Below are 25,143 nucleotides of genomic sequence, written 5' to 3'. Positions count from 1 at the left end.
GCGATGTAACTGCCCCTCGTTCAGCCATCGGTGGAGCGGGTAACACGCTCCCAGCGCACAAGGTCATCCAGGGCAGACATGTGCTTCTCTCGAACCAAGGCCAGGGCATCGCTGCCAAGCAACAGATGCGCGGGCGGCGCTTCGCTTTCCATCAGGGCCAGCATGGCCTGCGCGGCCTTGCGTGGGTCGCCGAGCTGCTTTCCACTGACCTCTTGCCGGCGCTGGCGGATCGGGTCGAACACCGCGTCGTAGTCGCTCAGGGTTCGCGGTGAACGCACCATCGAGCGGCCTGCCCAGTCGGTGCGGAAGGAGCCCGGCGCCACCGCCGTCACACGGATCCCCAGGTCACGGACTTCCTTGCCCACCGCTTCGCTGATGCCCTCCAGCGCGAACTTGCTTCCACAGTAATAGGCAATGCCCGGCATGGTGATCATGCCGCCCATGGAGGTGATGTTGAGGATCCGTCCAGAGCGGCGGGCGCGCATTCCGGGCAGGACGGCCCGCATCATCGCCACGGCGCCAAACACGTTAACGTCGAACTGCCTGCGCATCTCCGCCAGTGGAGATTCCTCCATCACGCCCTCATGGCCATAGCCGGCATTGTTGACCAGGACATCGATCGGCCCCAGCTGCGCCTCCACCGCGCTGACGACCGCCCGGATGGCTGCCTCATCGGTAACGTCCAGCAGGCGCGCATGCGCGCGCCCGGGCGCCAGCGCCTCGAACGCCGCGATGCCGTCGGCTTGGCGCAGCGTGCCAACCACCTCGTGGCCAGCGGCCAGGGCTTCACGGGCGAGCGCCAGGCCGAAGCCGCTGCTCACACCGGTAATGAAGATTCGCTTGGGGTGCGTCATGGGGTGCTCCATCAGGGGATGGGGTGCACAATAGTTCCAGCACCCGGTCTCGATAAGGCGTAATTCGCTCCGCTTATTGCCTGATCCTATGAAACCCTCCAACGCCACCGCCCGCTCCGGACCGGCCAGCCCCCTGCCGCTGGCACCGCTTGTGCTCGCCCTGGCACCGGTGGAGGGTTACAACCTGACCGCGCTGCCAAGCGTGCGCGTGCTCCGGTCCGACCGCCCGCTTTCGCGAACCCCGGTGCTGTACGACCCTGGCATCGTGATCGTCTGCCAGGGCTGCAAGCGCGGCTACTTCGGCCAACGCACGTACGTGTACGACGCCAACCAGTACCTGGCCGTCTCCGTGCCGGTGCCGTTCACCATGGAAACGGATGCGTCGGCGGAATCCCCGCTGCTCGCGCTGTACCTGCACCTGGATTTTCCGCTTGCGGCCGAGCTGATGCTGGAGATTGACCGCCACGACATCAGCACGGACGTGGCGCAACCGCAGAGCATGATGTCCAGCCCGCTGGATGCGGCCATGCAGCTCTCCCTGGAGCGTCTGCTACGCGCGCTTGCCGATCCCGTGGAATCGGCCCTGTTCGGCCCCCAGCTGCTCCGTGAGCTGTACTACCGCGTCCTCACCGGCCCGCAAGGGGCCGTGCTGCGCGCGGCACTCTCCCAGCAGGGAAGGTTCGGAAAGATTGCCAAAGCGCTTGAGCGCATCCACTCGGACTACGCCCAACCGCTGGATGTCGCGCGACTGGCCCAGAGCGCCGGCATGAGCACGCCCTCGTTCCACAGTCACTTCAAGGCAGTGACCTGCACCTCGCCCATGCAGTACCTGAAATCAACGCGCCTGCACCAGGCACGCCTGCTCATGGTGCGCGAGGGCATGACGGCCGCTGCGGCCTGCCACGCGGTAGGGTTTGAAAGCACCTCGCAGTTCAGCCGCGAGTTCAAGCGGCTGTTCGGGCTGACACCGGCAAAGGAAGCACAGCGCATGCGCGAGAGCTTCGCCATTCCGCAGGCATGGCCCGGCGCAAGCTATGTTTCATCCCACTGACGCAGAGCGCCGGCAGGCCATCCGCCGTTTCATTGGAAGGCCAACGTAAGGATCCGCAATGCCTCACGCGTCCGCCGGTCGCTGAGGCTGCTGTAGAGCATCACGTCCTGCGCCCGGATCGGCGGCAATGAGAGCAGCCCGCCCACGTCCACCGTGCCGGGCGGCGCCGCGCGCCGGGCCAGTACGGCTACCGCCAGGCCTGCTGTAGCGGCCGCCCCGAGGATCGCAGCACCCTTTCCTATGAAGACCTCGCGCCATGCGATGCCGGCGCGGTCCAGTGCGCGCACGGCCTCAAGGCGGATGCGGCAGGGTTCTCCCTGCGTGGCCAACGGCAAGGGCTGGCCCGCGAACCGCTCCCAGCCCGGCGCCGCGAACCATGCGAACGACTCCTGGAATGCGATCCTGCCGCGCTTGCCGCCCTCGTCGGGGCGCAACACCAGCACGGCATCGAGGTCCCCGCGCTGCTGGGCCTGCATCAGCTCGTGGGTGCCGCCAATGCGTATCTCGACCCGCAGGTTCGGGTCGTGGTCGCGCATCTTCCCCAGCAGCACCGGCAGTTCACTACCTACCAGCTGCTGATTGATCCCGATTGACAGTCTGCGTTGCTCGGTGGTGAACGCAGCCGCCGCGCGGTCGTGGGACAGCACCAGCTCGCGCGCCACCCCGACAAAGGCCAGCCCTTCGGCGGACAGGCGCACATGGCGCGGGGTGCGCTCCAGCAGGCGGCGGCCAAGCTGGTCCTCCAGCCGGCGCAGCTTGAGGCTGATTGCCGATTGCGTGGTGCCCATCACCTCGGCGGCCCGGGTAAAGCTTTTCAGGTCGCCGGCCAATAGGAACGCCCTGACCGCTTCCACGTCGATGGCTTTCATGCCCAACCATTCGATTCTGAAATGACAGATATCCTTATAGATGGCTTTATCGCATCACTCAACCGGTCCAGGCTTGGCGCATCCCCAACGCCATGAGGAGCCACCTGATGAAGATTCTGACCGGAACGCTGTTCGCCCTGCTGGCAGGACTGGGCGCGCGCGACGCACAGGCGCAGACGCGCCCTTCGCCGTTGCAGGGCACCTGGATCTTGATAGCCGCCGACAAGCGCCTGCCCAACGGCGATATCGCCCGCGACTACGGGGAACACCCGAAGGGCAGGCTGATGGTCGATGCCAGCGGGCAGTACTCGCTGCAGATCTTCCGGTCCGACCGCCAGCGGTTTGGCAGTGACAGCAAGGCCGAGGGCAGTGCCGAGGATTTCCGTTCCGCCGTGATGGGCAGCAGCACCCACTACGGTGTGGTGGCCATCGACGAACGGGCCAACGAACTGGTATTCACCATCGACGGAGCGTCCTTCCCCAACTGGGAAGGAACCACCCAGCGGCGCAGGTACACGCTGGAGGGCGTGGAACTGCGCTACTCCGTTCCACCGCGCGCGGATGGCAGTGTGCCCATCTCCGTCTGGCGACGGGTTGACTGAGCAGATGCGCTACCGCGCGCCGCCATCCACATACGGCCGCGACTGCAGCATCACGATCTCATCGCCCACCACGGCCCACTCGATATCCTGGTCTACCCCGCCCAATGCCTGCTTGGTGGCCTTGCCCACCTTGGCCAGGCGCGCGATCAGCGCATCGGTAAGCACCTGGCGTGAGCCGGTGATGGGCACTTCGCGCACGCCGCCGCCGGCCTTGGCCACCAGCTGGGTATCTTCGGCCGACCGGCTCAGCACCTGCACCGCCTTGGACCAGTCCGAATACATCACCTGTTCGGCCTGGCGCTTGCCCTCGACCACACGGATGCCCAGCCCGCGCTTGGCCGAAATGTAGGTGGTGTGCTGGTGGGCGCGATCAAACGGATCGCGGGTGATCATCACCCCGGAACTGTCCGAGGGTGCCGCCAGCTGCACCAGCACCGCCATGGCGACCGCGTCCTGCTGCAGTCCTGCGGCGGTGCGCGCTTCGTAGGCCTCGAAGTTGTAGACCGAGGCCCACACTGTCTGTACGGCCTTGGCCACGGCATCGGCGCGGGTCACGTTGGGCACCGTGGTGTACAGCCCTGCCCCGCTGAAGCCCGGCAGGTCCTCCGAGTTGGACGAGCTGCGCACGAACACCCCGCCGGCCTTCAACTGGCCCTGCCACTGCGCATCCAGCATGCGGATGAAGGCAGGGTCCGGCGCGGCGTCGGTGATCTCCGCACGCAGCGCGGCCAACGCCTCGCGGCGGACGTTCGGGTCGGTGTTGAATCCGGGGCGGCGCTGCAGCGCCTGCAAGCGCTGGGGAATGTCCAGCCGTTGCATGGCGGCCTGGTAATGCGCGAAGGGAATGCAGAAGCCATCGGGCACGCGCGCCAGCGGTGGCAGCGCCGCCCTCAGCGTGCCCAGGTTGGCCGCCTTCACCCCGCAGTGGCTGCTGTTGCGTGCACGCAGCACCGCCAGCGGCTTAAGCGCGACCACCGCCAGATCCGGGCGCGGCAGGTTGCGCACCGTGGCGCGAACAGGCGCTGCAGTCGGCGTGCGTGCCGGACGCGCCAGCGGCGTGACCCGGTAATCGTTGTTGCTGACCTCCAGCGCCACCCAGCGGCCATCGTATTGGCGCAGCGCGTTCTGGGCGTCGCGCACGTACACGTTGGGAATACCCCACCCCTTCGCCAGCAGGTTCACATGCGACAACAGCGTGGACGGCCGCTGGGTGACCAGCCCGGCCACCGGGGCCAGCGCGATCGGCACCTCGTCCAGCACCGGAATATCGCGCGGCGACAACGTGCGCAGCTGCGCCTCGGTGCGTACGATGCGCAGCCGTCCTTCGGCCTTGCCGGTGTTCAACGGCAGGAAACGCTGCTCACGCAACAAGGCCTCTTGGCTGACAAACGGCAGCTTCATGCCGCTGGCCAGCTGCTCATGCTGGGTGGAGTTGGTCTTGAAGCGGATCGGATCACGGAACGATGCGCGTACCACCTCGTCGGTCTGCCGCAGCAGCGCGGCGGTGAGCTTGTCGCCCTCCCAGAACTCGTACGTGTACCCCGGCAGGTCCTTCTGCCAGCTCACGGTACCGAACAGGAAGCGCCGTTGTGGATCACGGTACTGCGCATTGAGCGTGGCCTTGTCCAGCGAACGCACCAGCCCCTGCCGGCGCACGAAGTTCTCGTGCAGCTCGAAGCGCGGCGTATTGATGTAGTACACGCGCGCCCCATTCTGCCGGTCGATCACGAAGATCAGGTGCGGCATTTCCAGCGCGGTGCCGGCGTTGTAGACGCGGGCAAGCTGCATGAACTGCTCACGGCCATCGATCCGCGACAGGTAGTCCGGCCCCACCGCTGGCTGCGCAGCGACGTCATTGCCCGGGCGGTACTCGTAGGGGGATGGCTTGCGTGCTGTCTGCGCCCCCACAGGCGCGACAGCACCCAGCACCAGCGCGAGCGTCACCCCCCACGCCATCACACGCTTCTGCAATGTCATCAGCGCATCCCGCAGGTCGGACCCATGCAGCTGCCGCTTTCGATGAAACGCACCTGCGAATGGCCAGGGTCACCGGTGGGTGCCGGCACACCCGCAGCGACGAAGAACGTGGCCGAGTGCGCACCGTGCAGGCCGGCGGGAATCGCGAAGGCCTTGAGCACGGTGTAGCTGCGATACGGCACTTCTGTGCCGCGCGAAGCGCTGCCACCTTCAATGCGTGGAATATCCGGCGCGCCCTCGCTGCGCTGGCGCGCCGCATTCCAGGCACGCACGTCGGCGGGCGCGGAAGCGCGCAGGGTGCCATCGCGCATCGCGGCGTCGAGTCCGGCCTGGCCCGCGAGCGGCGCATCCTTCAGCCGGAACGCCTCCACCGGCGCGGCAGCAGCATCGGTCACCAGCGCTGCACCCGGCGGCAGCTTGCCGACCACCGCGCGACCATCGCGCGCCACGTAGGCCACTTCCACCGGGCGGCCGAAGGCTTCGCGCGCCATCGGATTGAGCTTGGCCGCGCCCTCTTCGCTCACGTAGGCATACCCGCACGGGCCACGGTTGTCATAGGTACTCACCAGCACCGGCACGCCCGCCGGCAGGCCGGTCAGCTGCTGCCGGTGGTAACCGGTGACCAGCACGGCGGCGATACGGGTGCCGCGGGTCCAGCCAACGGTCCACACGGTGGGCTCGTAGGCGCCCAGCAGCAACGCCACCGGCGCGTCGGGCTCATGCACCGCCACCTGGATGGTGGTCGCCGGGTGGCCGCTCTGGTCGATCTGGAAGTCGCTCTCCTTGCCGGAGTACGCCCCGGCAGCAAACACCTTGGTGTTGGCCGGCAGGCTAAGGCCATCGAACCGGCATGCAGCAGGTGGAGTGTCGGCCGTGGCCGGGGCGTCGAAAGCGAAGGGTTTGGTGGCCTCGTTGCCCGGCTGGGCCACAACGGCTGCCGGAGCGGCCTTTGGCGGCTCCGCCACCTCGGCGTGCGCCTGGGGCGCAGCCGCTTCGTCAGGCGCTTTCACGCCCGGCTCGGACAGATTCATCTCGGTGCACCCGGCCAGCAGCACCAGCCCCGCCACCGCGATGCACACCCTGCCGCGTCCCACGCCCCTGAGCTTCATGCCGTGATCCTTCACCGTTGGAAACCGGATTCTACGGCCAGCCGGGGCCGCCGTGCGCAGCCCCCATCAGTGGCTCAGCGGCCCATATCTGCGCTGAAGCGCTTCACCACCGACCTGCAGGGCGCCCCTACCAGGGCCATTGCCCAGCCGACAGGATCATTGATGTCCGGCTCGAAGCGTTCGACCTCTTTTGCTGACCAGTACCTGCGAGCCGGCTGGCCAGGCGGGACAACACACTCGGCTGAGATCCCGACAAACACCTTGAAGTCAGGATCCCAGTCATCGACGCCCACCTCAAATTGCAGCGCCGAAAGGTGGTGACAACCGTTCAATACATCCACTCTCCCCTCCAGAATGCCGGAGCAGACCCTCACCGCTTCCCTACGCGAGGCCTGCACGTACTTTGAGTTGCTCATGTCGTCAGTCATGGGTGCGCTCCCTGGTCCCTTTGCTACTGATCGTTCCATTCCCGAATTCGCTGTTCTTCCAGCAGCACTGCCGCTGGAACAGCACGTCAGCATCGCGGTCGTCGCCCTGCATGTGCAGCGGCCGCGTCAGCCTCGCCACCGCCTCGGCAGCAACCGGAACGGCGTTGCCAGGCCGCCTTGCCACGGAGTCGGCAGGCGCGCCCTGCACCACCACGTAAGCCTGCATCAGCTGCCGCAGCACCGTGGCTGCCGGCAGGAAATTGCGCGCCGCCGCAGCCTGGAAGTTGGCGCGCAGGCTGTCATCCATCTTCGCCCGCATGAGTACGCGCCTGCTCATGACAACCTCCCAAGCTGGGCCAACTCCTGCTGCACCTTGTGGGGAACCTTCGGAGCCACCGGCGGTGGCATTTCGATCACCGTGAGCGTGATGGAGCCATCCTTCACCTCAACGGCCACCCTGGCACCGATCTCGAAGCCGACATCCCGCAACCAGCGGCCAGTCAGCTTGAGACAGGGAACACGTTCGTAGCGCCCTATCCCGCCAGGTAATTCGTACCAATGCCCACACATCCTGTAGGTGCGTGGCGGGCGGGAAAAGGCTTTGCGCTTGGGGCGAAGTTCGTCTTCGCAGGGCGTACTAGCCAGCCATCTAAACATGTTGGACCTCCGGCACGTGTGGCTCTCGTCGGAGTGACAAGAGCGTCGGGAGGCTAGAAACCGTAAGCCACACAGAACGGCGGGCGTATTTCCACGAGGGTCTTGTATTAGCCGCCCTCCCGACAAAGCACGTCCAACATTGTGTGGCTTTAAGAGTTTCTAGGCTCTGTACAACACCATGCAGGATGATGCGGACGCTGGGAAATCGTTTGTATCTCTTGATCTGGCGATCCTGGTTGACGAAACCTAAGTGATGACGCAAGCGACCACACTTGCTTATCAATCTGCGAATGCAGTTCACACTTCAACGAGTGATCCACACTTCAGGCACGCGTAAAAACTTCGAGCGCGCCGCCCGAAGCGTGTCGGAATCTACCGCTTCGGGCGCGGACCCAGGGCAAGCTCCGCTGCAATCATGGCCGCCTTGCTTTTGGATGGATCCCGAAGAATTCGAGATGCAGCAGACATCGCCGGCGAAGGGTCCATCTCGCCTGATCGATGCTGACGGGAATCCAAGCTACCTGCGAAACTTGCCTTCATGCCTTTGGAGTCGTCACCGGGCATCTTGCGGGCCGCCTGAACATGCTTACTCAACATGACCTTCGCAGTCTCCCGCGCGCGGATCAGCGCTGAAATTGGCTGCTGCTCGTACCATTCCCGAATCTGATCACTATCGGGAAGGCAACCGGACCTTGACTCGATGTGACGCATCCACTCAATCCGCTGCTCTTCGAAGATGGCAAACGCCACAAGACCGTAGATCCACCCCTCTTCGCCCCTTTCAACCAGAGTGCTGTAAGCATCTTCCGAACCAGTCAGGCTGCTCATGATGTGCCCTATCGCGCGATGGTAGGAACACGCTGCCGGATGACGAGCCAGAAGAGAAATTGATTGTTCTTTCGCTTCTTCCAAGACTCATTGATAAGGCCTACCGAGCTGTCGCGATGATTGGGCCCCCGTCGGTCAGCCAAGGATCGTCTCGGCCGCCATCTGACGTGCCTGGGCTAGATCCGACAGCCGATTCTGAAAAAATTCGCGCTTCAGAAAGCAGTTGAATCGCACGATCAGTGCATCCTGGCGGTACTCTCGCCACCTTCCACTTGGGACGCGCGAGCGATGACTTGACCTCCTGCGGGCCCCAGCTTGGAATAGGCGCTACAGTAGGTTCGTCACGGAGACCAGCCAATGAAAAGCCTGAGCGGAAAAGCCACATTCAGCGAAGCAGCGAAGGAAGCGTTCGCTGACAGGGGAACCGCGCGCACCTTGGCCACCAAGGTTCTTGCCGCCCGCTCCGCATCCGGAACCGACTCCTTTGTTGTCAGCGGGCGTTCGTACACAACGACAAAGGGCGGCCATGCAGCTGGCAGCGCCCTTTCCCAGGCTCCCAAGAAGAAGTAAAGGGACGTGGGGTCCTTCAGCCTTTCCGTGCTGGTTGGGCTCTGCATTTTCCTGCCGGGAGCCGCCTTCGTTCTGGGCCTGACAAGGCTTTACAACCCGTCGGCTCCTGGCAGCCCCATTGAGCAGCATTTCAGCGCCGGCCTTGCATTGGCCGTAGCGGCCAATGTTGTACTCCACGGAATTGGCTTTTCCCTGGCTGCGGGCTACACCCGTGCGCGCGGCTTGCCTGAGCCAGATATCGGTCCGGTTCTCGCACTTCTTTCTGGCGATCTCAAAAGCGCCTGGGGGATGGCCGGAGTTCAGAGCTTGACCGAGTTCCCCTTGAGAATCTCGGCCTATTTCCTGACAACAACGACGATAGCTTGGGCCGCAGGCATTATGGCCAACCGTCTGATCAGGCTGCGACCCCGCGCCAGCTGGGCTGAACTTCTCAAGCCGCAAGAAGTATCTTTCGTGTGGCTTACCACGGAAGTTCAACTGGACGGCATGTGCTATCTGTTCGCCGGGCCTGTGCAGGAGTACAGCGTTGGAAAGGACGGCAACCTTGAGCGGGTAGTTCTGCCATATGCAATCAAGAAACCGCTGCCCCTACGAAAGAAGAAATCGGCGAGCGACACCTGTCCTGAACAAGGCCCCCAAGAAAATCAATCCAGTAAGGAACTTGATGGCGGGTGGATCGAAATCCCGGGCGAGACACTCGTCTTGCAGTTGAAGGACTCAAAGACCGTGAATCTCGACTATTTCTACGAAGAACGTTCGCCGGTGGCCGCAGAACCTTAGGACGCGAACTTGGATGCACTTAACAGACACACACGAAAAAGCCGGCCCAAGGCCGGCTTTGACGTTAACCCTTAAAAATCAGGGTTCTATGTGGTGGGCGGTACAAGGTTCGAACTTGTGACCCTTGCCGTGTGAAGGCAATGCTCTACCGCTGAGCTAACCGCCCGATGCTGCTGAGCGGCTCATTATAGGGCGGCAAAATTTCGCGTCAACGGGTTTGCGCAAATTTCTTCACATCGTGTGCGTGGGCTTGTCCGAGTTCAGGGTGCCGGCCAGCGCGGTCTCGATCTTGTTGCGCACGTTCTCGCCTTCCTGGCCGTCGGCCAGCTGCACGCCGATGCCCGCCGCGCGGTTGCCCTGGGCGCCGGCCGGGGTCACCCAGACCACCTTGCCGGCCACCGGCAGGCGCTCGCTGGAGTCCGGCAGGGTGAGCAGCAGGAACACCTCATCGCCCAGGAAGTAGCGCTTGGGCGTGGGCACGAAGATGCCGCCGTTCTTCACGAACGGCATGTACGCGCTGTACAGCGACGCTTTGTCCTTGACGGCCAGCGACAGGATGCCCTGGCGGGCGTTGGTGGCGCTCATGCTCTATTCCCCTTTGCGTGCCGCTCGTTGACCTTGTTCCAGGCCAACAACAATTCCACCACCGCCAGGTCGGCGCGCACGGTGGTGCGCAACAGATCGCGGGTACGGTTGGCGGCGTCGAACCAGGCCCCCAGCTTGTGCAATCGCTCGGGATCGGTCAAGCCGCCGCCGGTGGCCTGGGCCAGCGCCAGGTCGGCGGCGTGGCGCAGGCGCAGCGCGGCATGGTCATCGGCGGTCCAGCGCTGGGCCAGTTCCACCGCGCCCGAGCGCCCGGCCACCAGCGCTTCCAGGTCGCTGGCGACCTGCCGGCGCAGGGCCAGGCCGTCGTTGCGCAGCCAGTCGTCGGCCAGCCCGGGGTGGCCACGGGCGGCATCCAGCGCTTCGCGGGCGCTGGCTTCGCTGTGGCCCTGGGCCTGCAGCCAGGCCAGGCTTTCCTCGCGCGGCGGCAGTTTGAATTCCAGGCGCTGGCAGCGGCTGCGTACGGTGGCCGGCAGGCGCGCAGGGTCGCTGCTGATCAGCCACAGGTAGCGGCCGGGCTGCGGCTCTTCCAGGGTCTTGAGCAGGGCGTTGCAGGCGGCGCGGTTGATGGCATCGGCCGGGTCCACCACCACCACCTGGGCGATGCCGTACTGCGGGGTGAGCGAAAGCTTCTGGGAGATCTCGCGCACCTGCTCGATGACGATCTCGGTGCGCAGCTTGTCGCCGGATTTGTTCGGAATGAACGAGACCAGCTGCAGGTCCGGGTGGGTGCCGGCGGCGATCAGCTGGGTGGCGCGCTGGGCCGCGGCCGGCTCGCCCCGGGTCAGCACGTGGGTGGCCATGCGCAGCGCCACCTCGCGCTTGCCCAGCCCGGCCGGGCCGCAGATCAGCAGGCCATGGCCGAGCCGGCCAGCGTCGAGCGCGGCGATGGTCTGGTCATAGGCGCGCTGCTGCCAGGGGGAAAACTCAGCCATTGCCGCCCTCCTTGGTGAGGTATGCGTTGATGGCATCCACGACCTGGGCGGCTACGCCGGCCTGGTCCTGGCTGGCGTCGATCAGGCGGAACCGCGTGGGGTCCTGGCTGGCGCGCTCGCGGAACACCGCGCGCACGCGCTGGAAGAAATCGTCCTGCTCGCTTTCGATGCGGTCCGGCCACAGGTCGCGGCCGTTGGCGCGGGCGCGGCCCACGGCCACGTCCACATCCAGCAGCAGGGTCAGGCCGGGCAGCAGGCCCACGGCGCGGCGTTCGAGCTCGGCGATCCAGACCGGCTCCAGGCCACGGCCGCCACCCTGGTAGGCGTAGCTGGAATCGGTGAAGCGGTCGCTGAGCACGTAGCAGCCCCGGCGCAGGGCCGGTTCGATCACCTGGCGCACGTGCTGGGCACGCGCGGCGAATACCAGCAGCAGCTCAGCTTCGGCGCTGAGCGGTTCGGCGGCGATCTCCGCATCCGGGGTCAGCACCAGCGCGCGGATGCGTTCGGCCAGCGGGGTGCCGCCGGGTTCGCGGGTCAGCACCACTTCGTGGCCCTGCGCCTGCAGGGCGGCGCGGATGGCGTTGAGGGCGGTGGTCTTGCCGGCGCCCTCGCCGCCTTCCAGGCTGACGAACCGCGGGTGGCGGCGCAGTGCGGGGCTCATTGCGGGGCCGCCTGTGGCTGGGCGCGCTGCTGGCGCAGCTCCTGCAGGTAACGCGCCACGGCGGCATTGTGATCGGTGTAGTTGGCCGAGAACACGTGCGCCCCGCTGCCATCACCCACGGCCACGAAGTACAGCGCATCGCCGGCGGCTGGGCGTGCGGCAGCCTGCAGGGCATCGCGGCCCGGCATGGCGATCGGCGTGGGGGTGAGCCCGGCGCGGGTGTAGGTGTTGTACGGCGTATCGGTGGTGAGGTCGCGCTTGCGGATGTTGCCGTCGTAGCTGCTGCCGATGCCGTAGATCACGGTGGGGTCGGTCTGCAGGCGCATGCCCATCTCCAGGCGGCGCATGAACACGCCGGCAATCTGCGGGCGCTCGCTGGGCAGCGCGGTTTCTTTTTCGATGATGGAAGCAAGGATCAGCAGCTCATACGGGGAATTCAGCGGCAGGTCGTCGGCGCGGCTTTCCCAGGCGGCGGCCAGTTCCTTTTCCATGGCGGCGTGGGCGCGCTTGAGCACGTCCAGGTCGGTATCGCCGCGCTGGTAGACGTAGGTCTCGGGCAGGAAGCGGCCTTCCGGGTGCTGGCCGGGGAAGCCGAGCGCCTTCATCAGCGCGGCATCGTCCAGCTCGTCGGTCTTGTGGATCAGCGGATCGGCGCGCTTGAGCGCGGCACGCAGCTGGCGGATGTTCCAGCCTTCGACGATGGTGACGCGGTGCTGCAGGGTGCGGCCCTGGCGCATGCGGGTGAGCAGTTCGCGCGGGGTGAGCTTGGCGTCCAGCGCGTATTCGCCGACCTTGAGCTTGCCGGCAGCGTCCAGCTGGCGCGCGAGCAGCTGCCACTGGGTGTCGTTGCCTTCATCCACGCCGGCATCGCGCAGTTTGCGCACGACGGTCTGCAGGCCATCGCCCGGGGCGATGACCACGCTGGGCTGGTCGGGGCTGATGGCGGTGTCGGCGAAGCCGCTCTGGCTGTGCCAGAACCATGCGCCGGCGGCGGCCAAGAGAAGTGCGCCTAGCAGCAGTACCGTCAGGACCGTTAGACAACCTCGTTTTACGCCTGCCATGCATTCCTCGGTGGTGGTGCAGCCACGCAGGGCGTGGCTCTACGGGTTTATCGTTTCAGCGCGGACACGCATGGCGTGTCCCTACGGGTTCGCCCTACAGCATACCTTGCTCATTCCTGGCGGCCGAGCGCGCGCATCAGGCCGCGGGCCTTGGCGCGGGTTTCGTCCAGTTCCTTGGCGGGGTCCGAATCGACCACGATGCCGGCGCCGGTGCGGAACGCGGCGTGGGTACCGGCCACTTCGGCAGTGCGGATGAGGATGTTCAGGTCCAGGTCGCCGTCGCGGTTCAGCCAGCCGAACGCGCCGGTATAGGCGCCGCGCGCGGTCTGTTCCAGCTCGGCGATGATCTGCATGCAACGCACCTTGGGGCAGCCGGTGATGGTGCCGCCGGGGAAGGTGGCGGCAATCACCTGGCCGGGGCTCACGCCCGGGCGGAGGCGGCCACGCACGTTGCTCACGATGTGGTGCACGTGCGCGTAGCTTTCCACGCTCATCAGCTCGTCCACTTCAACACTGCCGGCGGTGCAGATGCGGCCCAGGTCGTTGCGCTCCAGGTCGATCAGCATCACGTGTTCGGCGCGCTCCTTGGGGTGGCCGACCAGTTCGCGGATGCGCTCGGCATCGTCGTCGCCGGCGAAGCGCGGGCGGGTGCCGGCAATCGGGCGGGTCTGCACGTCGTCGCCATGCACCGAGACCAGGCGCTCCGGTGAGGAACTCACCACCGCCCTGCCCTGCGCGATGAACAGGCCGGCGAACGGTGCCGGGTTGGCCACGCGCAGCTGCGCGTACAGCGCCTGCGGTGACAGCGCCTCATCGAAATGCGCGATCCAGCGCCGCGACAGGTTCACCTGGAACACATCACCGGCACGCAGGTAGTCGATGACCTTGCCTACGCCGTCGGTGAAGCGCGTGGGCGCGTCCTCTTCCATCTGCGCCGGGGGCTGCCACTGTGGCAGCGGGGGCAGCGTGGCGGTGCCTTCCAGGTCCTGCAGCAGGGTGTCGAGCTGGGCGGCGTGGTCGGTTTCGCACACGGCGTGGAACTGGCCCAGCACGCGGTCGTGCAGCACGGCGGCCGGGCAGCGCAGGGCAAGCGCACTGGGCAGGCCGTCGGCGCGCGCCGGCAGGCTGAGCACGGTTTCGATCTGGCCAGCCAGTTCGTAGTCGAGCATCAGTGCCCAGCCGCCCCGGAACGGCAGGCCGGTTTCTTCGCGCGGCAAACGCAGGGACTGCCAGTGCGCGTCGAGCACGTCGAGGAAGCTGCCGGCATGCGCGGCACCGCCGTGGTCGCGCACCACGCCATCGGCCTGCAGCGCCAGCGATTCACCGCTGCACATCAGCAGCAGGTCCCAGCGGCCCTGCGCGGTGCCCGAGGCGGTGGATTCCATCAGCAGCGGGTAACGCTCCGGCGCCAGCCGCTGAAGCGCAAGCAGGTCGGTGGTGTCGGGCAGCAGGCGGGTCTGGAACATGGCAGGGCAACCAAAGTAAGTGCGGGGGCCAGATACACCAAGGCCGCCAAGATGGCGGCCCGGTGCGGTAGCGTTGGAAGGCGCGATCAGACGCGCTTGAACACCAGCGTGCCGTTGGTGCCGCCGAAGCCGAAGCCGTTGGACATCACCACATCCACCTTGGCCTCGCGTGCGGTATTGGGCACGTAATCCAGGTCGCAGCCCTCGCCTGCTTCGTGCAGGTTGATGGTGGGCGGAATGATGTTGTCGCGCAGCGCCAGCACCGAGAAGATGGCTTCCACGCCGCCGGCCGCGCCGAGCAGGTGGCCGGTCATCGACTTGGTGGAGCTGACCATCATCTTGTAGGCGTGGTCGCCGAAGGCGGTCTTCATGGCCATGGTTTCGCCCAGGTCGCCCAGCGGCGTGGAGGTGCCGTGCGCGTTGAGGTAGCCCACCTGGTCCGGGGTCACGCCGGCATCCTTGAGGGCCATGGTCATGCAGCGGGCGGCGCCTTCGCCGTTCTCGCTCGGGGCAGTCATGTGGTACGCGTCGGAGCTGGCGCCGAAACCGGCAAGCTCAGCGTAGATGCGCGCGCCACGTGCCTTGGCGTGTTCGTACTCTTCCAGGATCAGGATGCCGGCACCGTCGCCGAGCACGAAGCCGTCGCGCTCCTTGTCCCACGGGCGCGAAGCTTCGGCCGGGGCGTCGTTGCGGGTGCTCATGGCCTTCATGGCGCAGAAGCCGCCCAGCGCGGTCGGCGAGGAGCCACGCTCGGCACCGCCCACCACCATCACGTCCGCATCGCCGTACTGGATCATGCGCATGGCGGTGCCGATGGAATGGTTGGAGGTGGCGCAGGCCGACACCGCCGAGAACGACGGACCCTTCAAACCGGTGATGATGCTCAGCTGCCCGGGCAGCATGTTGATGATGGTCTTGGGCACGTAGAAGGGCGAGATCTTCTTGCCCTCGTGGAACTCGATGGTCTGTTCCTCGATGCCCAGCAGGCCGCCGATGCCCGCGCCAACGATGGCGCCGATGCGTTCGGCATTGCCGTCGGTGATTTCCAGGCCCGAATCGTTCAAGGCCATGAAGGCGGCACCGAGGCCGTAATGGATGAACGGGTCCATCTTCTTGGCATCCTTGCCACTGACCCGGAACTTGCCGAACTGTTCGTTGTCGGCGGTGATGTCGAAGTCCCTGACCTCACCTGCAATCTTGGTGGTGAAACGGTCCAGGTAAGCCTGCGAAACGTTGGTCAGCGGGCCGATGCCGGAACGGCCTTCGGTGATGCCCTTCCAACTGGTGGCCAGATCATTGCCCAACGGCGAGACCATGCCCATGCCGGTAACGACGACGCGACGCTTCATTGCAGATTCTCCTGACCCGGGTAATGCGGGGTTGACGCGGTGTAACGCTCAAAAGCACAGGGCCGCAAGCGCGGCCCCATGGGTTTGCTGCACGCGGTGGCGGTAAGCACCACTACCGCGCGCAAGCCGCCCGACATCACGCCTTGACGTGAGCCTTGACGTAGTCGATCGCAGCCTGGACGGTGCTGATCTTCTCGGCTTCTTCGTCCGGGATCTCGCACTCGAATTCTTCTTCCAGCGCCATCACCAGTTCAACGGTGTCCAGCGAGTCGGCACCCAGGTCATCGACGAACGATGCGGTGGTGACAACTTCTTCTTCCTTGACGCCAAGCTGTTCGACGACGATTTTCTTGACGCGTTCTTCGATGGTGCTCATTGGATATCGCTCCAGATGGAGTAGTGGTTCAAAAAGTGACGCCATCAAATGGCGATGGCCGTGGGATAGTGTAGTGGAAACCGCAGGGGCCTTGCATGGCTGCAAAACTCCATTTGGATCAACCACTTGCGGTGCAGTCCCTGCACCACATGCTTACGGCATGTACATGCCGCCGTTCACATGGAGGGTTTCGCCGGTGATGTAGCTGGCCGAGGGACCGGCCAGGAACGCCACCGCATTGGCGATGTCGGAAGGCTCGCCCAGGCGTTCCAGGGCGATGGTCTTGACCAGGCCGGTGCGCTGTTCTTCCGGCAACGCCTTGGTCATGTCGGTATCGATGAAGCCCGGCGCCACCACATTGACGGTGATGCCACGCGAGCCGATTTCCTTGGCCAGCGACTTGGAGAAGGCGATGATGCCGGCCTTGGCCGCGGCGTAATTGGCCTGGCCGGCATTGCCGGTCACGCCGATCACCGAGGCGATGTTGATGATGCGGCCCTTGCGCGCCTTCATCATGCCGCGGATGACGGCCTTGGAGGTGCGGTAGACGCTGGTCAGGTTGGTGTCGAGGATGGCCTGCCAGTCCTCGTCCTTCATGCGCAGCAGCAGGTTGTCGCGGGTAATGCCGGCGTTGTTGACCAGGATGGTGATGGCACCGAATTCCTTGGCAATGCCGTCCAGCACGGCCTCGAGCGCGGCCGGGTCGGTCACGTTCAGCGCGCGGCCGTGGCCGCCTGCGGCAGCCAGGCGCTCGCCGATGGCGGCGGCACCGGAATCGGTGGTGGCGGTACCGATGACGGTCGCGCCCTGCGCGGCCAGTGCATCGGCGATCGCCGCGCCGATGCCACGGCTGGCGCCGGTCACCAGTGCGATTTCACCCTGAAGGGGCTTGCTCATGCTCAGTTTCCTCGAACGGGACCGGTCCGCAGCACCGGCCCGGGGGCTGGCACGTGGCGAACGCGGTCGAAAGTCATCAGGCGACCCAGGTCTCGCGGGCCGTCTCGAAGTCGGCGGGCGTGGACAGTGTGCGCGCATCCAGGTTCTTGTCGATGCGCTTGATCAATCCACTGAGCACCTTGCCGGGGCCGCATTCGGCCACGCGGGTCACGCCGCGCGCAGCCAGGGCTTCGACGCAGCCGGTCCACTGCACCGGCAGGTACAGCTGCTGGACCAGGGCGGTGCGGATGGCATCGATGCCGTCGTGCACGCGGGCATCCACGTTCTGCACCACCGGCAGGGTCGGCACGCGCCAGTCCAGGCCGGCCATGGTTTCGGCCAGGCGGTTGGCGGCTTCGCGCATGAGCGGGGTGTGCGAAGGCACGCTGACGGCCAGCTTCACGGCCTTGCGCACGCCCTTTTCGGCCAGCAGCGCCAGGGCGCGGTCGACGGCGGCGGCATCGCCGCCAATGACGATCTGGCCGGGCGAGTTGTAGTTGGCGGGCACCACCACCTGGCTGCCGGAGGCCTGTTCACAGACTTCCTTGACGAGGGCGTCTTCGGCGCCCAGCACGGCGGCCATGGCGCCCACGCCGGTCGGGGCGGCTTCCTGCATGAACTGGCCACGCAGGCGCACCAGGTGGGCACCGTCACGCAGGGTCAGCGCGCCGGCGGCCACCAGGGCGGTGTACTCGCCCAGGCTGTGCCCGGCCAGCACGGCCGGCTGGGCACCGCCCACCGCCTGCCATGCGCGCCACACGCCGATGCTGGCGGCCAACAGGGCCGGCTGGGTGTACTCGGTGCGGTTGAGCATCTCTTCCGGGCCACCCTGCGACAGCGCCCACAGGTCCACGCCGGCGCCATCGGAGGCTTCGGTGAACGCTTCACGCACCTGCGGGTGCAGTTCAGCCAGTTCAGCAAGCATGCCCAGCGACTGCGAGCCCTGGCCGGGGAACACGAAAGCGAGATTGGAATCGGTCACGCGGAGTTCCGCCTGCAAAAAACGAACGGCGAATGATAAGGGGGAATACCGCGCTTCGTCTGTACTGGCGCGTATTGAGGGGGTCAAACGAACAGCTGCAGAATGTCCAGATCGCCATCGCTGAAGAAATCAAAGCAGATCGCCACCAACATCAACATGCCCAGCGTGGTGGCCCCGTGCACGATCACTATGGCGTGCGCCAGCGCGCGCGCCGAACGCCCCATCTTCATGCTGTAGCGGGCCAACCGCTGCAGCCGGCCGGACACCGCGTGCGCATGCGCCAGCACCGGGGCGTCTTCGCCGTCCATGGCCGCGGCCATCAGCGCCTGCAGCTGCTCGGGGCGGTGTTCGTAGTACTTGGCCACGCCATAGCCGAACATCAGCCAGTCGCGGGCCTGGGCCTGGGCCAGGTCCATCACTTCCAGCGGGTCTTCCTCGAAATCGATGAAGCCGATGGCCTGGCCGTCCCAGGTCAGGTTGCGCGGCAGCGGCTGGCCGAAATAGGCGCCCTTGGCGTGGGCGGCCACGATGGCCTGCATGGCGGCCGACACCAGCGCGTCGCGGCCGGCATCGTCGGCCTGGCGCAGGCAGGTGTTGAAGGAGCTGCCGTTGTCGCCCAGCACCAGCGAAGCGTGGCCGCTGCCGATCACGTGCGGCACGTTCACGCCTTGGGCCTGCAGTTCGGCCAGGCGCCGCGCTTCGGTTTCACGGGCGGCGTCGCCGCCGCGGTGCGGCGGTGGGCGCAGGGCGTCCAGCTGGAAGCGGTTGGCCACGAAATTGAGCAGGCCCAGCGCGACCGCGCGGCTGCTCTCGCCGTACTGCTTCAGCCAGGCGCGCTGGCCCTCGATGACGATGGGTTCGACCATGACACACCTCCAGAAATGCAAAACGGCCCCATCGGGGCCGTTTCGTGTGAACCGATTAACGTATTAATAACGCAGCAGCGCCGAACCCCAGGTGAAGCCGCCACCGAAGGCTTCCAGCAGCAGCAGCTGGCCGCGCTGGACCTTGCCCGAGCGCACCGCCACGTCCAGCGCCATCGGCACCGACGCGGAGGAGGTGTTGCCGTGCTTGTCCACGGTGACCACGACCTGGTCCATGGACATGTCCAGCCGCTTGGCGGTGGCTTCGATGATGCGCAGGTTGGCCTGGTGCGGGATCAACCAGTCCAGGTCGGCCTTGGTCAGGCCGTTGGCGTCGAGGGTTTCGTCCACGACCGAGTCCAGCGCCTTGACGGCATACTTGAACACGTCGTTGCCCTTCATCAGGATCGCGCCACGGGCCTGTTCGCCTTCGCCGAAACCGGCCGAGACGCCCACCGGGTTCCACAGCAGTTCTTTCTTGCTGCCATCCGAATGCAGGTGGGTGCTCAGGATGCCGGTGTCTTCGTCGGCCTTGAGCACCACCGCGCCCGCGCCATCGCCGAACAGCACGCAGGTGGTGCGGTCGTTCCAGTCGACGATACGGGTGAGGGTTTCCGCACCGATGACCAGCACGTGGCGGGCATCACCGGAACGAATGAATTTGTCGGCCACGCCCAGCGCGAACACGAAGCCCGAACAGGCGGCGTTGACGTCGAAGGCAGGGCAGCCGCTCGCACCGAGCTTGGCCTGGATCAGGCACGCGGTGGACGGGAAGATCAGATCGGGGGTAGTGGTACCCACCACGATCATGTCGAGCTGGGAAGCGTCGATACCGGCCGCTTCCAGCGCACGTACCGCGGCGTGGTAGCCGAGGTCGCTGGTGGTTTCCGTTTCGGCGGCGATGTGCCGCTCACGGATACCGGTGCGCGTCTGGATCCACTCATCGCTGGTGTCGACCATTTTCTCCAGATCCTGGTTGGTCAACACTTTTTCGGGCAAGTAACTACCAGTGCCCGCGATCCTCGAGTAGATCCGCTTGCTCATTGCATTTCCTGTAACGGAAGAAAGGGTAAAGGCCGCTGCCCGACCGGGCAGCGGCCCTCACACAGATCAATCTTCTTCGACGGCCGAGTTCGACTTGGTCGTGATCACCTTCTTGCCGCGGTAGAAACCGTCAGCAGTGATGTGGTGACGCAGATGCACTTCGCCGGTGGTCGGGTCGGTGGACAGCTGCTTGGCGCTCAGGGCGTCATGCGAACGGCGCTGGCCGCGGCGGGACGGGGTAACACGGGATTTCTGCACAGCCATGGGATTGCTCCAAACTCGGTTCGTTTTTGCTTCGTCGTATCGTCGCGCAGGACGCCAGCGCCCAGCACAGTCTTCGCTTTCGCCGCAGCCGCCGACGACAATCCGGCTGCTATTGTTTCTTCAGCGCCGCCAATGCCGCGAACGGATTGGCCTTGCTCTGTTCTTCTTCGGTCGGTGCCCAGTCCCGGTCAACCGCTTCACCCTCGGGCGACAGCGGCACCACCGGCACGGCCAGGACCAGTTCGTCCTCGACCAGATCCAGCGGACGCAGGCTGCCGTCTTCGGGCACCAGCATCGCCTCGTACTCTTCCGGCAGCGAGGACTCTTCGTCTTCGTTGCGGATCAGGCCGAGCCGCTGCTTGACCGACACCGGCAGCAGGAAGCGCTGCAGGCTGCGCTGACAGATCAGCGGCAGCTCGGTATCGATGGTCAGATCCACATAGGATACCCGCAGGATGTCGTCGTGGCCGAATTCAAGCGCAAAGGTGCACTTTCCCTCGGTATCGGCAACAAGGCCTTGCAGGCGGGTCATTTCTGCCAGTTCTACCTGACCGTCGAAGCACCTTCGTGCTGCGACCATCCGCCAGGCATCCAGCAATTCGGGCACGTTCGCGGACATAAGCCGCTGAATGTTAAGGACGCCACCGCCCGTTGTCAATTACCCCGATGCGGGAACGTGCGGTAGAGTGCGGCCCACCCCCAGTCACCCCGGTATTGTCGCATGCTTCCCCTGCTGCTGGCCTCCACCTCCCGCTACCGCCGTGAACTGCTGGAACGGCTGGGCCTGCCGCTGGAGACGGCGCGGCCGGACGTGGACGAGGCCCCTGCCCCGGGCGAGGCGCCACGTGCGCTGGCGATCCGGCTGGCGCGGGCCAAGGCGGCCGAGGTGGCGGCCCGCCACCCGGGGCGCTGGGTGATCGGTTCGGACCAGGTCGCGGACCTGAACGGGGCCCCGCTGGGCAAGCCCGGCGATGTGCCAGGGGCGCACGCGCAGCTGGCGGCAATGTCCGGGCAGACGGTGGCCTTCCACACCGCGATCTGCCTGGTCCGCGACGACCGGGTGCTGGAGGCCTGCGACCTGACCGAGGTACGGTTCCGGGCACTGGGCGCGGACGAGATTGCCCGCTACGTGGCGGCCGAGCAGCCGCTGGACTGCGCCGGCAGCTTCAAGTGCGAGGGATTGGGCATCACGCTGTTCGAGGCGATCGACAACCGCGACCCGACTGCCCTGATCGGCCTGCCGCTGATCGTCCTCAGCGGGCTGCTGCGCAAAGCCGGCTACACCCTGCCCTGAGCCCTCAGCGCAGCTGCAGGGCGCCCAGGCAGGCCGTTTCCAGCGGGCCAGTGGCCCAGCCCGTCCAACGGCCGCCTACCTGCAGGGCCAGCCCCACCGGGCGCTCACCACACTGCAGGACCAGCCGCTTGGCGCTGCTGTCGGCATCGAAGTCGATCCGCCAGGCCGGGCCGCCCAGCGCATTTTCGACCGGGGCCAACGCGGCACCGCGAATGGGTACGCCCGTGCCGGCCAGGCCGGCCCGCTCGCCCTGCAGGTAGCGGGTTTCGGGCCAGGCGAACATCGAGATGCGCTGCGCCCGCACCACCGGCAGCGCGGACTGCAGTTCACTCAACACGGTTTCGCCATGGACCTGCGCCGGATCCACCACCCCGGCCGCCACGGCGGTAGCGGTGGCGGCCGCCACCCGCTGCATGCCCAGCCCCAGCATGCCCATCCAGACGGTACTGGGCAGCAGCGCGAGGGTCAGCAGCAGGGCCAGGCCGGCGGTGCGGCGGGGGCGGCGCGGCCCGATGCGGACCACCGCCCACAGCACCAGCCCGCACCAGAACAGCCACGACCAGAGCACGTAGCGCGGCGCGGAAAGCTGGTCGGGATAGTCGACGAAGTAGCCCATGCGGCCCAGCGCGATCAACCCGCCCACGGCCAGCCCGAACCACGCCAGGGCCAACGCCACCGTTTCACCGGCACTGGCGGTACGGCCGCGCTGCCAGCTGCGCCAGCTCATCGCCAGCAGGGTTGCCACCCCGGCCAGCCCCAGCAGCAGGTGCGGCCAGCGCGCGCCCATCACCGGGCCGAACACCGATTGATATCCACCGGCTACGCCGCCGACAGCGGCGCGCAGCGGCGCGACCGGCAGCTGCTGCGCAATGGCCGGGTCCAGCAGCGGCCACGCCGCGTAGATGAAGGGCGAGGCCAGCCAACGCAGCAGCAGGTCCAGCTGGCGCAGCGGCGCAAGTACGATGTCGCTGCGCATGCCGGTGTTGCCCATGCCCAGGTGCACGCCCACGGCCAACGCGGCGCCGGCGGCCAGCACCCCCCAGTGCTGCCACGGCGCACGACGCACGACCAGCACCGCGGCAAAGCCGACGAACACCGCCACGCCACTGCCGAACGAGAACGTGGCGGCGATCCCGCACAGCGCCGCCATTGCGGCACCCCGCCAACCACCCCGCAGCAGCGCCGCAACACCGGCGATCAACAGCGCGGTGATCAGGTAGGCATGCACGGTTTCATTGGCGTGGGTAAGCACGCGCTGGCTGCCCACCCAGAACAGCGACAACGCCGCGGTCAGCACGCCCGCGGCACGCACCACCGGCACCGCCGCATCGCGACGCAGGATGCAGGCCAGGCCTGCCAGTGACAGCACCGCCAACAGCATGCCGGTGAGGATCTGCAGCCACTGGTTGCCCTGCAGCCAGACCAGTTCGGCGTAGCGCACCAGGTTGGGCAGGATCTCGCGGTGGCCATTGTCCGAGGCGAGCACGTTGCGTGGCCACGGCAGCTCCAGCAGGCTCTGGGTGAAGCGCCACGGGTCGGCATACAAAACGCGCGGCGCCAGCCATGCCATGGCCGCCAGGCCCACGGCGGTGACCGCGAGCGCGCTGCACCACAGCAGGGCGGTCAACCGTGAGAGAACGCGCGGTTCAGTGTTGGCAGGTACGGCGACGGCGGGAAAGGCAGCAGCAGGCAACGCGTCGCGCATGGATCTTTTCTTCCGTGAAAAATGCCGGCGCGATCAGCGCGCGGGGACGATGAAGGATTGTTCCTGCCACTGCTCCACGCTGCCGTCGTTGCCATACAGCGTCATGCCCAGCCAGTGCTTCCCCGGCGCGAGCTGGCGGGTGTCGAGCGTGGCATCGAAGGCCACGCGCGGGTGCTGGGGATCGGTGGAGATCTTCCACGCGGCGGTGATGTCATACGCGCGGCCGTACACCGCATCGCCCACCGGCTGGCCATCGATCAACAGCTCCACGCGCGACAGCCCTACGCCGTCCTTGAACGCCCACCCGCGCACTTCCATGCGCTCGGCCACCTTCTCATCCTGCAGGGGCGCATCCATCCAGGCCATGGCCGGGGTCACGCAGGGGCCATCGATGCGCTGCGCGGGCAGCTTGAACAGCAGGAAGCGCTGGTAGCCATGGTCCTGGCTTACCACGCGCGGCGGCGGCAACGGGCCCACCTGCGCGCAGATGTCGTGGTAGCGATCCAGCAGGTCGCGGTAACGCTGGTCACTGGGCGAGAGCACCAGCAGCATCGGCGCATCGCGCTGGCCATCGTGCAGCAGGCCCCACAGGCCCAGCTGCGCGGTGCGGCCGTGCTTGTCGTTGAGCGGGTGGCGCAGCACTTCAATGCGCGGATCGCGCAGCTGGAAGCCGAGTTCGGCGCCGACCTTGAAGTTGCCGGCCAGCACGCGCGTGCCCGGCGGCATGCCCGCCAGTTCCCTGCGCACCTCATCGGCCAACGGCGCCCAGCCGGCGAAGTTGCGCGGGTAGTACTTGTCGCCGGCCAGCTGCTCGCGAAGGCCAGGACTGGAGGCCACCAGGTAATACGAGAACGCCAGCGCCAGCCCTGCCCCGGCCAGCCACCAGCCGGTGCGGCGCAGCCAGCGTGGCCAGCCGTTGAGCACCACCGGCACCGCCACCAACAGCGCCAGGTAGCCAGGCAGCGGCCAATGGAAGCTGATGCGTTCCACGTCGGTGAAGAAACCCAGCGCGAAGATCGCCAGCGTGGACACCGCACCCACCAGGCCGAAGTAGCGCCACTGCGCCCGCGCGCCACCGCCGGAACGGGTGCCGGCCAGCGCCACCTTCCACATCGCGATGCACAGGATCGGCGTGACCAGCATCGGCTGGATCACCAGGAACCACAGGCCGCTCCACTGGAATGCCCACGGGTGGCGTTCAACCACCTGGAACTTCAGGCCGGCATCCTGGTTGTCGGCATTCCACGCCAGCAGTGGCAGCCAGGCCATCACACCTACCGCCAGCGCCACCCACACGCGCGGATCACGCAGCGTGCGCCGCCCCTGCGGCAACAGCAGCAGGGCAATGAAACCGACCACGATCACGCCGATGAAGCGGTAATGGCTCAGCGCGCCGATCACCAGCCCCAGCGACAGCTTCACCGCCGCCGCCGCATCGACGTTGCGCAGCAGGCGCGCGCCGGCATCCAGGCACAACACCGCCGCCAGCGCCATCGGCACATCGGGCACGGCCAGCATGCCCAGCGTGGCCGACAGGGGCATCAACAGGGTCAGGCTGCCGGCCTGCCAGCCGGCCACCGCGCCAAACCAGCGGGTGGCGATGCGTGAAACCAGCCACGGCAACATCGCCCCGATCGCCAGGAACGGCAGGCGCAGCGCCAGTACATGGTTGCCCCCCAGCTCCACGCCCAAACGTGCGAGCCAGGCGGTCAGGCCAGGTAGATCGGAATAGGCGGCGGCCAGGTGCTGGCCTTCCTGCCAATAGAACGCTTCGTCCACGAACAGGGGCAGACGCGCGGCCACCACGAGCTTGACGGCCGTGATGAGCGTCCACAACACCAAAAATATTGTGCGTGCGCGTTGTTCGCCCTGCATTGCT

Annotated in this window: 28 protein-coding genes and 1 tRNA gene; 5 read left to right on the top strand and 24 right to left on the bottom strand. The window is 66.5% G+C overall.

Features of this window, described 5'->3' with window-relative positions; translation table 11 throughout:
• Nucleotides 1-20: 20 nt before the first annotated feature.
• Nucleotides 21-854 (bottom strand): oxidoreductase, encoded by an 834-nt coding sequence (locus NMB40_RS02410; protein ID WP_494360015.1) that lies wholly within the window; start codon nucleotides 852-854, stop codon nucleotides 21-23.
• Nucleotides 855-942: 88 nt separating this feature from the next.
• Here NMB40_RS02410 and NMB40_RS02405 point away from each other — a divergent pair, with 88 nt between their 5' ends.
• Nucleotides 943-1,905 (top strand): AraC family transcriptional regulator, encoded by a 963-nt coding sequence (locus tag NMB40_RS02405; protein WP_494360014.1) that lies wholly within the window; start codon nucleotides 943-945, stop codon nucleotides 1,903-1,905.
• A 29-nt stretch (nucleotides 1,906-1,934) separates the two neighbouring features.
• Here the strand turns inward: NMB40_RS02405 and NMB40_RS02400 are convergent, their stop codons facing one another.
• Nucleotides 1,935-2,774 carry a LysR family transcriptional regulator gene (locus tag NMB40_RS02400; protein ID WP_494360013.1) on the bottom strand — a complete coding sequence of 280 codons (840 nt, stop codon included), beginning with the start codon at nucleotides 2,772-2,774 and terminating at the stop codon, nucleotides 1,935-1,937.
• 107 nt (nucleotides 2,775-2,881) lie between these two features.
• Between NMB40_RS02400 and NMB40_RS02395 the strand changes: the two genes are divergently transcribed.
• A complete protein-coding gene (locus NMB40_RS02395; RefSeq protein WP_494360012.1) occupies nucleotides 2,882-3,376 on the top strand; it encodes a lipocalin-like domain-containing protein in 495 nt (164 codons plus the stop codon).
• A 9-nt stretch (nucleotides 3,377-3,385) separates the two neighbouring features.
• On the opposite strand, the gene NMB40_RS02390 is transcribed toward NMB40_RS02395, so the two are convergent.
• The 6 genes from NMB40_RS02390 to NMB40_RS02365 form a co-directional block, all read right to left on the bottom strand.
• Nucleotides 3,386-5,353 (bottom strand): PEP/pyruvate-binding domain-containing protein, encoded by a 1,968-nt coding sequence (locus tag NMB40_RS02390; RefSeq protein ID WP_494360011.1) that lies wholly within the window; start codon nucleotides 5,351-5,353, stop codon nucleotides 3,386-3,388.
• Nucleotides 5,353-6,462, bottom strand: coding sequence for a hypothetical protein (locus NMB40_RS02385; RefSeq protein ID WP_494360010.1), 1,110 nt, complete (start codon nucleotides 6,460-6,462; stop codon nucleotides 5,353-5,355). Before NMB40_RS02385 ends, NMB40_RS02390 begins: the two co-directional genes overlap by 1 nt.
• A 74-nt stretch (nucleotides 6,463-6,536) precedes the next feature.
• Nucleotides 6,537-6,890 carry a hypothetical protein gene (locus tag NMB40_RS02380; protein WP_494360009.1) on the bottom strand — a complete coding sequence of 118 codons (354 nt, stop codon included), beginning with the start codon at nucleotides 6,888-6,890 and terminating at the stop codon, nucleotides 6,537-6,539.
• Nucleotides 6,883-7,227 (bottom strand): hypothetical protein, encoded by a 345-nt coding sequence (locus NMB40_RS02375; protein ID WP_494360008.1) that lies wholly within the window; start codon nucleotides 7,225-7,227, stop codon nucleotides 6,883-6,885. The genes NMB40_RS02380 and NMB40_RS02375 overlap by 8 nt, the downstream gene beginning before the upstream one ends.
• Entirely contained in the window at nucleotides 7,224-7,547 is a 324-nt protein-coding gene (locus NMB40_RS02370) for a SymE family type I addiction module toxin (protein ID WP_494360007.1), read from the bottom strand. Before NMB40_RS02370 ends, NMB40_RS02375 begins: the two co-directional genes overlap by 4 nt.
• 372 nt (nucleotides 7,548-7,919) lie before the next feature.
• Nucleotides 7,920-8,375, bottom strand: coding sequence for a hypothetical protein (locus tag NMB40_RS02365; RefSeq protein WP_494360006.1), 456 nt, complete (start codon nucleotides 8,373-8,375; stop codon nucleotides 7,920-7,922).
• A gap of 357 nt (nucleotides 8,376-8,732) precedes the next feature.
• Between NMB40_RS02365 and NMB40_RS02360 the strand changes: the two genes are divergently transcribed.
• The gene (locus tag NMB40_RS02360; RefSeq protein ID WP_494360005.1) at nucleotides 8,733-8,945 is read left to right on the top strand and encodes a hypothetical protein; all 213 of its coding nucleotides are present in this window, start codon (nucleotides 8,733-8,735) and stop codon (nucleotides 8,943-8,945) included.
• Between the two features lie 6 nt (nucleotides 8,946-8,951).
• On the top strand, nucleotides 8,952-9,725 hold the full coding sequence (locus tag NMB40_RS02355) for a hypothetical protein (RefSeq protein ID WP_494360004.1): 774 nt from the start codon (nucleotides 8,952-8,954) through the stop codon (nucleotides 9,723-9,725).
• Nucleotides 9,726-9,816: 91 nt separating this feature from the next.
• Here the strand turns inward: NMB40_RS02355 and NMB40_RS02350 are convergent.
• The 14 genes from NMB40_RS02350 to NMB40_RS02285 all read right to left on the bottom strand — a co-directional run bounded on the left by NMB40_RS02350 (nucleotide 9,817) and on the right by NMB40_RS02285 (nucleotide 20,884).
• Nucleotides 9,817-9,891 (bottom strand) — tRNA-Val (locus NMB40_RS02350).
• Nucleotides 9,892-9,956: 65 nt separating this feature from the next.
• On the bottom strand, nucleotides 9,957-10,310 hold the full coding sequence (locus tag NMB40_RS02345; RefSeq protein ID WP_068849648.1) for a PilZ domain-containing protein: 354 nt from the start codon (nucleotides 10,308-10,310) through the stop codon (nucleotides 9,957-9,959).
• Nucleotides 10,307-11,263 (bottom strand): DNA polymerase III subunit delta', encoded by a 957-nt coding sequence (locus NMB40_RS02340; RefSeq protein WP_282246728.1) that lies wholly within the window; start codon nucleotides 11,261-11,263, stop codon nucleotides 10,307-10,309. Before NMB40_RS02340 ends, NMB40_RS02345 begins: the two co-directional genes overlap by 4 nt.
• Complete coding sequence (gene tmk / locus NMB40_RS02335) at nucleotides 11,256-11,924, bottom strand: dTMP kinase (protein ID WP_494360003.1); 669 nt, start codon at nucleotides 11,922-11,924, stop codon at nucleotides 11,256-11,258. The genes NMB40_RS02340 and tmk overlap by 8 nt, the downstream gene beginning before the upstream one ends.
• Nucleotides 11,921-12,985: an endolytic transglycosylase MltG gene (gene mltG, locus NMB40_RS02330; RefSeq protein ID WP_494360002.1), complete on the bottom strand. Its 1,065-nt coding sequence runs from the start codon at nucleotides 12,983-12,985 to the stop codon at nucleotides 11,921-11,923. The genes tmk and mltG overlap by 4 nt, the downstream gene beginning before the upstream one ends.
• A gap of 110 nt (nucleotides 12,986-13,095) precedes the next feature.
• A complete protein-coding gene (locus NMB40_RS02325; RefSeq protein ID WP_494360001.1) occupies nucleotides 13,096-14,451 on the bottom strand; it encodes an aminodeoxychorismate synthase component I in 1,356 nt (451 codons plus the stop codon).
• A gap of 86 nt (nucleotides 14,452-14,537) precedes the next feature.
• Nucleotides 14,538-15,800 carry a beta-ketoacyl-ACP synthase II gene (gene fabF / locus NMB40_RS02320; protein WP_068849639.1) on the bottom strand — a complete coding sequence of 421 codons (1,263 nt, stop codon included), beginning with the start codon at nucleotides 15,798-15,800 and terminating at the stop codon, nucleotides 14,538-14,540.
• Between the two features lie 136 nt (nucleotides 15,801-15,936).
• Nucleotides 15,937-16,176, bottom strand: a complete 240-nt coding sequence (acpP, locus tag NMB40_RS02315) for an acyl carrier protein (RefSeq protein WP_068849637.1) — start codon at nucleotides 16,174-16,176, stop codon at nucleotides 15,937-15,939.
• Between the two features lie 153 nt (nucleotides 16,177-16,329).
• On the bottom strand, nucleotides 16,330-17,073 hold the full coding sequence (gene fabG, locus NMB40_RS02310) for a 3-oxoacyl-ACP reductase FabG (RefSeq protein ID WP_282248191.1): 744 nt from the start codon (nucleotides 17,071-17,073) through the stop codon (nucleotides 16,330-16,332).
• Nucleotides 17,074-17,149: 76 nt separating this feature from the next.
• Nucleotides 17,150-18,094, bottom strand: coding sequence for an ACP S-malonyltransferase (gene fabD, locus NMB40_RS02305; RefSeq protein ID WP_494360000.1), 945 nt, complete (start codon nucleotides 18,092-18,094; stop codon nucleotides 17,150-17,152).
• 83 nt (nucleotides 18,095-18,177) lie between these two features.
• Nucleotides 18,178-18,960 carry a BUD32 family EKC/KEOPS complex subunit gene (locus NMB40_RS02300; RefSeq protein ID WP_448142107.1) on the bottom strand — a complete coding sequence of 261 codons (783 nt, stop codon included), beginning with the start codon at nucleotides 18,958-18,960 and terminating at the stop codon, nucleotides 18,178-18,180.
• A 63-nt stretch (nucleotides 18,961-19,023) separates the two neighbouring features.
• Entirely contained in the window at nucleotides 19,024-20,001 is a 978-nt protein-coding gene (locus NMB40_RS02295; RefSeq protein WP_282247300.1) for a beta-ketoacyl-ACP synthase III, read from the bottom strand.
• 66 nt (nucleotides 20,002-20,067) lie between these two features.
• The gene (gene rpmF / locus NMB40_RS02290; RefSeq protein ID WP_068849629.1) at nucleotides 20,068-20,265 is read right to left on the bottom strand and encodes a 50S ribosomal protein L32; all 198 of its coding nucleotides are present in this window, start codon (nucleotides 20,263-20,265) and stop codon (nucleotides 20,068-20,070) included.
• A gap of 109 nt (nucleotides 20,266-20,374) precedes the next feature.
• Nucleotides 20,375-20,884 carry a YceD family protein gene (locus NMB40_RS02285; protein ID WP_282247301.1) on the bottom strand — a complete coding sequence of 170 codons (510 nt, stop codon included), beginning with the start codon at nucleotides 20,882-20,884 and terminating at the stop codon, nucleotides 20,375-20,377.
• A 102-nt stretch (nucleotides 20,885-20,986) separates the two neighbouring features.
• Between NMB40_RS02285 and NMB40_RS02280 the strand changes: the two genes are divergently transcribed.
• On the top strand, nucleotides 20,987-21,559 hold the full coding sequence (locus tag NMB40_RS02280) for a Maf family protein (RefSeq protein ID WP_494359999.1): 573 nt from the start codon (nucleotides 20,987-20,989) through the stop codon (nucleotides 21,557-21,559).
• Nucleotides 21,560-21,563: 4 nt separating this feature from the next.
• Here NMB40_RS02280 and NMB40_RS02275 read toward each other — a convergent pair whose 3' ends face one another.
• Nucleotides 21,564-23,264 carry a hypothetical protein gene (locus NMB40_RS02275; protein ID WP_494359998.1) on the bottom strand — a complete coding sequence of 567 codons (1,701 nt, stop codon included), beginning with the start codon at nucleotides 23,262-23,264 and terminating at the stop codon, nucleotides 21,564-21,566.
• A 33-nt stretch (nucleotides 23,265-23,297) separates the two neighbouring features.
• Complete coding sequence (locus NMB40_RS02270; protein ID WP_494359997.1) at nucleotides 23,298-25,139, bottom strand: ArnT family glycosyltransferase; 1,842 nt, start codon at nucleotides 25,137-25,139, stop codon at nucleotides 23,298-23,300.
• Nucleotides 25,140-25,143: the final 4 nt, after the last annotated feature.

This window comes from Stenotrophomonas sp. FBCC-B152 (genome assembly GCF_059134105.1).
The sequence above is the reverse complement of the archived record's forward strand: the minus strand, read 5'-3'. Positions and strand labels throughout refer to the sequence as shown.

Bases quoted from the DNA above. Each gene is read 5' to 3' on its own strand.
- NMB40_RS02410 (WP_494360015.1), bottom strand. From the start codon at position 854: ATGACGCACCCCAAGCGAATCTTCATTACCGGTGTGAGCAGCGGCTTC.
- NMB40_RS02405 (WP_494360014.1), top strand. From the start codon at position 943: ATGAAACCCTCCAACGCCACCGCCCGCTCCGGACCGGCCAGCCCCCTG.
- NMB40_RS02400 (WP_494360013.1), bottom strand. From the start codon at position 2,774: ATGAAAGCCATCGACGTGGAAGCGGTCAGGGCGTTCCTATTGGCCGGC.
- NMB40_RS02395 (WP_494360012.1), top strand. From the start codon at position 2,882: ATGAAGATTCTGACCGGAACGCTGTTCGCCCTGCTGGCAGGACTGGGC.
- NMB40_RS02390 (WP_494360011.1), bottom strand. From the start codon at position 5,353: ATGACATTGCAGAAGCGTGTGATGGCGTGGGGGGTGACGCTCGCGCTG.
- NMB40_RS02385 (WP_494360010.1), bottom strand. From the start codon at position 6,462: ATGAAGCTCAGGGGCGTGGGACGCGGCAGGGTGTGCATCGCGGTGGCG.
- NMB40_RS02380 (WP_494360009.1), bottom strand. From the start codon at position 6,890: ATGACTGACGACATGAGCAACTCAAAGTACGTGCAGGCCTCGCGTAGG.
- NMB40_RS02375 (WP_494360008.1), bottom strand. From the start codon at position 7,227: ATGAGCAGGCGCGTACTCATGCGGGCGAAGATGGATGACAGCCTGCGC.
- NMB40_RS02370 (WP_494360007.1), bottom strand. From the start codon at position 7,547: ATGTTTAGATGGCTGGCTAGTACGCCCTGCGAAGACGAACTTCGCCCC.
- NMB40_RS02365 (WP_494360006.1), bottom strand. From the start codon at position 8,375: ATGAGCAGCCTGACTGGTTCGGAAGATGCTTACAGCACTCTGGTTGAA.
- NMB40_RS02360 (WP_494360005.1), top strand. From the start codon at position 8,733: ATGAAAAGCCTGAGCGGAAAAGCCACATTCAGCGAAGCAGCGAAGGAA.
- NMB40_RS02345 (WP_068849648.1), bottom strand. From the start codon at position 10,310: ATGAGCGCCACCAACGCCCGCCAGGGCATCCTGTCGCTGGCCGTCAAG.
- NMB40_RS02340 (WP_282246728.1), bottom strand. From the start codon at position 11,263: ATGGCTGAGTTTTCCCCCTGGCAGCAGCGCGCCTATGACCAGACCATC.
- tmk (WP_494360003.1), bottom strand. From the start codon at position 11,924: ATGAGCCCCGCACTGCGCCGCCACCCGCGGTTCGTCAGCCTGGAAGGC.
- mltG (WP_494360002.1), bottom strand. From the start codon at position 12,985: ATGGCAGGCGTAAAACGAGGTTGTCTAACGGTCCTGACGGTACTGCTG.
- NMB40_RS02325 (WP_494360001.1), bottom strand. From the start codon at position 14,451: ATGTTCCAGACCCGCCTGCTGCCCGACACCACCGACCTGCTTGCGCTT.
- fabF (WP_068849639.1), bottom strand. From the start codon at position 15,800: ATGAAGCGTCGCGTCGTCGTTACCGGCATGGGCATGGTCTCGCCGTTG.
- acpP (WP_068849637.1), bottom strand. From the start codon at position 16,176: ATGAGCACCATCGAAGAACGCGTCAAGAAAATCGTCGTCGAACAGCTT.
- fabG (WP_282248191.1), bottom strand. From the start codon at position 17,073: ATGAGCAAGCCCCTTCAGGGTGAAATCGCACTGGTGACCGGCGCCAGC.
- NMB40_RS02300 (WP_448142107.1), bottom strand. From the start codon at position 18,960: ATGGTCGAACCCATCGTCATCGAGGGCCAGCGCGCCTGGCTGAAGCAG.
- NMB40_RS02295 (WP_282247300.1), bottom strand. From the start codon at position 20,001: ATGAGCAAGCGGATCTACTCGAGGATCGCGGGCACTGGTAGTTACTTG.
- rpmF (WP_068849629.1), bottom strand. From the start codon at position 20,265: ATGGCTGTGCAGAAATCCCGTGTTACCCCGTCCCGCCGCGGCCAGCGC.
- NMB40_RS02285 (WP_282247301.1), bottom strand. From the start codon at position 20,884: ATGTCCGCGAACGTGCCCGAATTGCTGGATGCCTGGCGGATGGTCGCA.
- NMB40_RS02280 (WP_494359999.1), top strand. From the start codon at position 20,987: ATGCTTCCCCTGCTGCTGGCCTCCACCTCCCGCTACCGCCGTGAACTG.
- NMB40_RS02275 (WP_494359998.1), bottom strand. From the start codon at position 23,264: ATGCGCGACGCGTTGCCTGCTGCTGCCTTTCCCGCCGTCGCCGTACCT.
- NMB40_RS02270 (WP_494359997.1), bottom strand. From the start codon at position 25,139: ATGCAGGGCGAACAACGCGCACGCACAATATTTTTGGTGTTGTGGACG.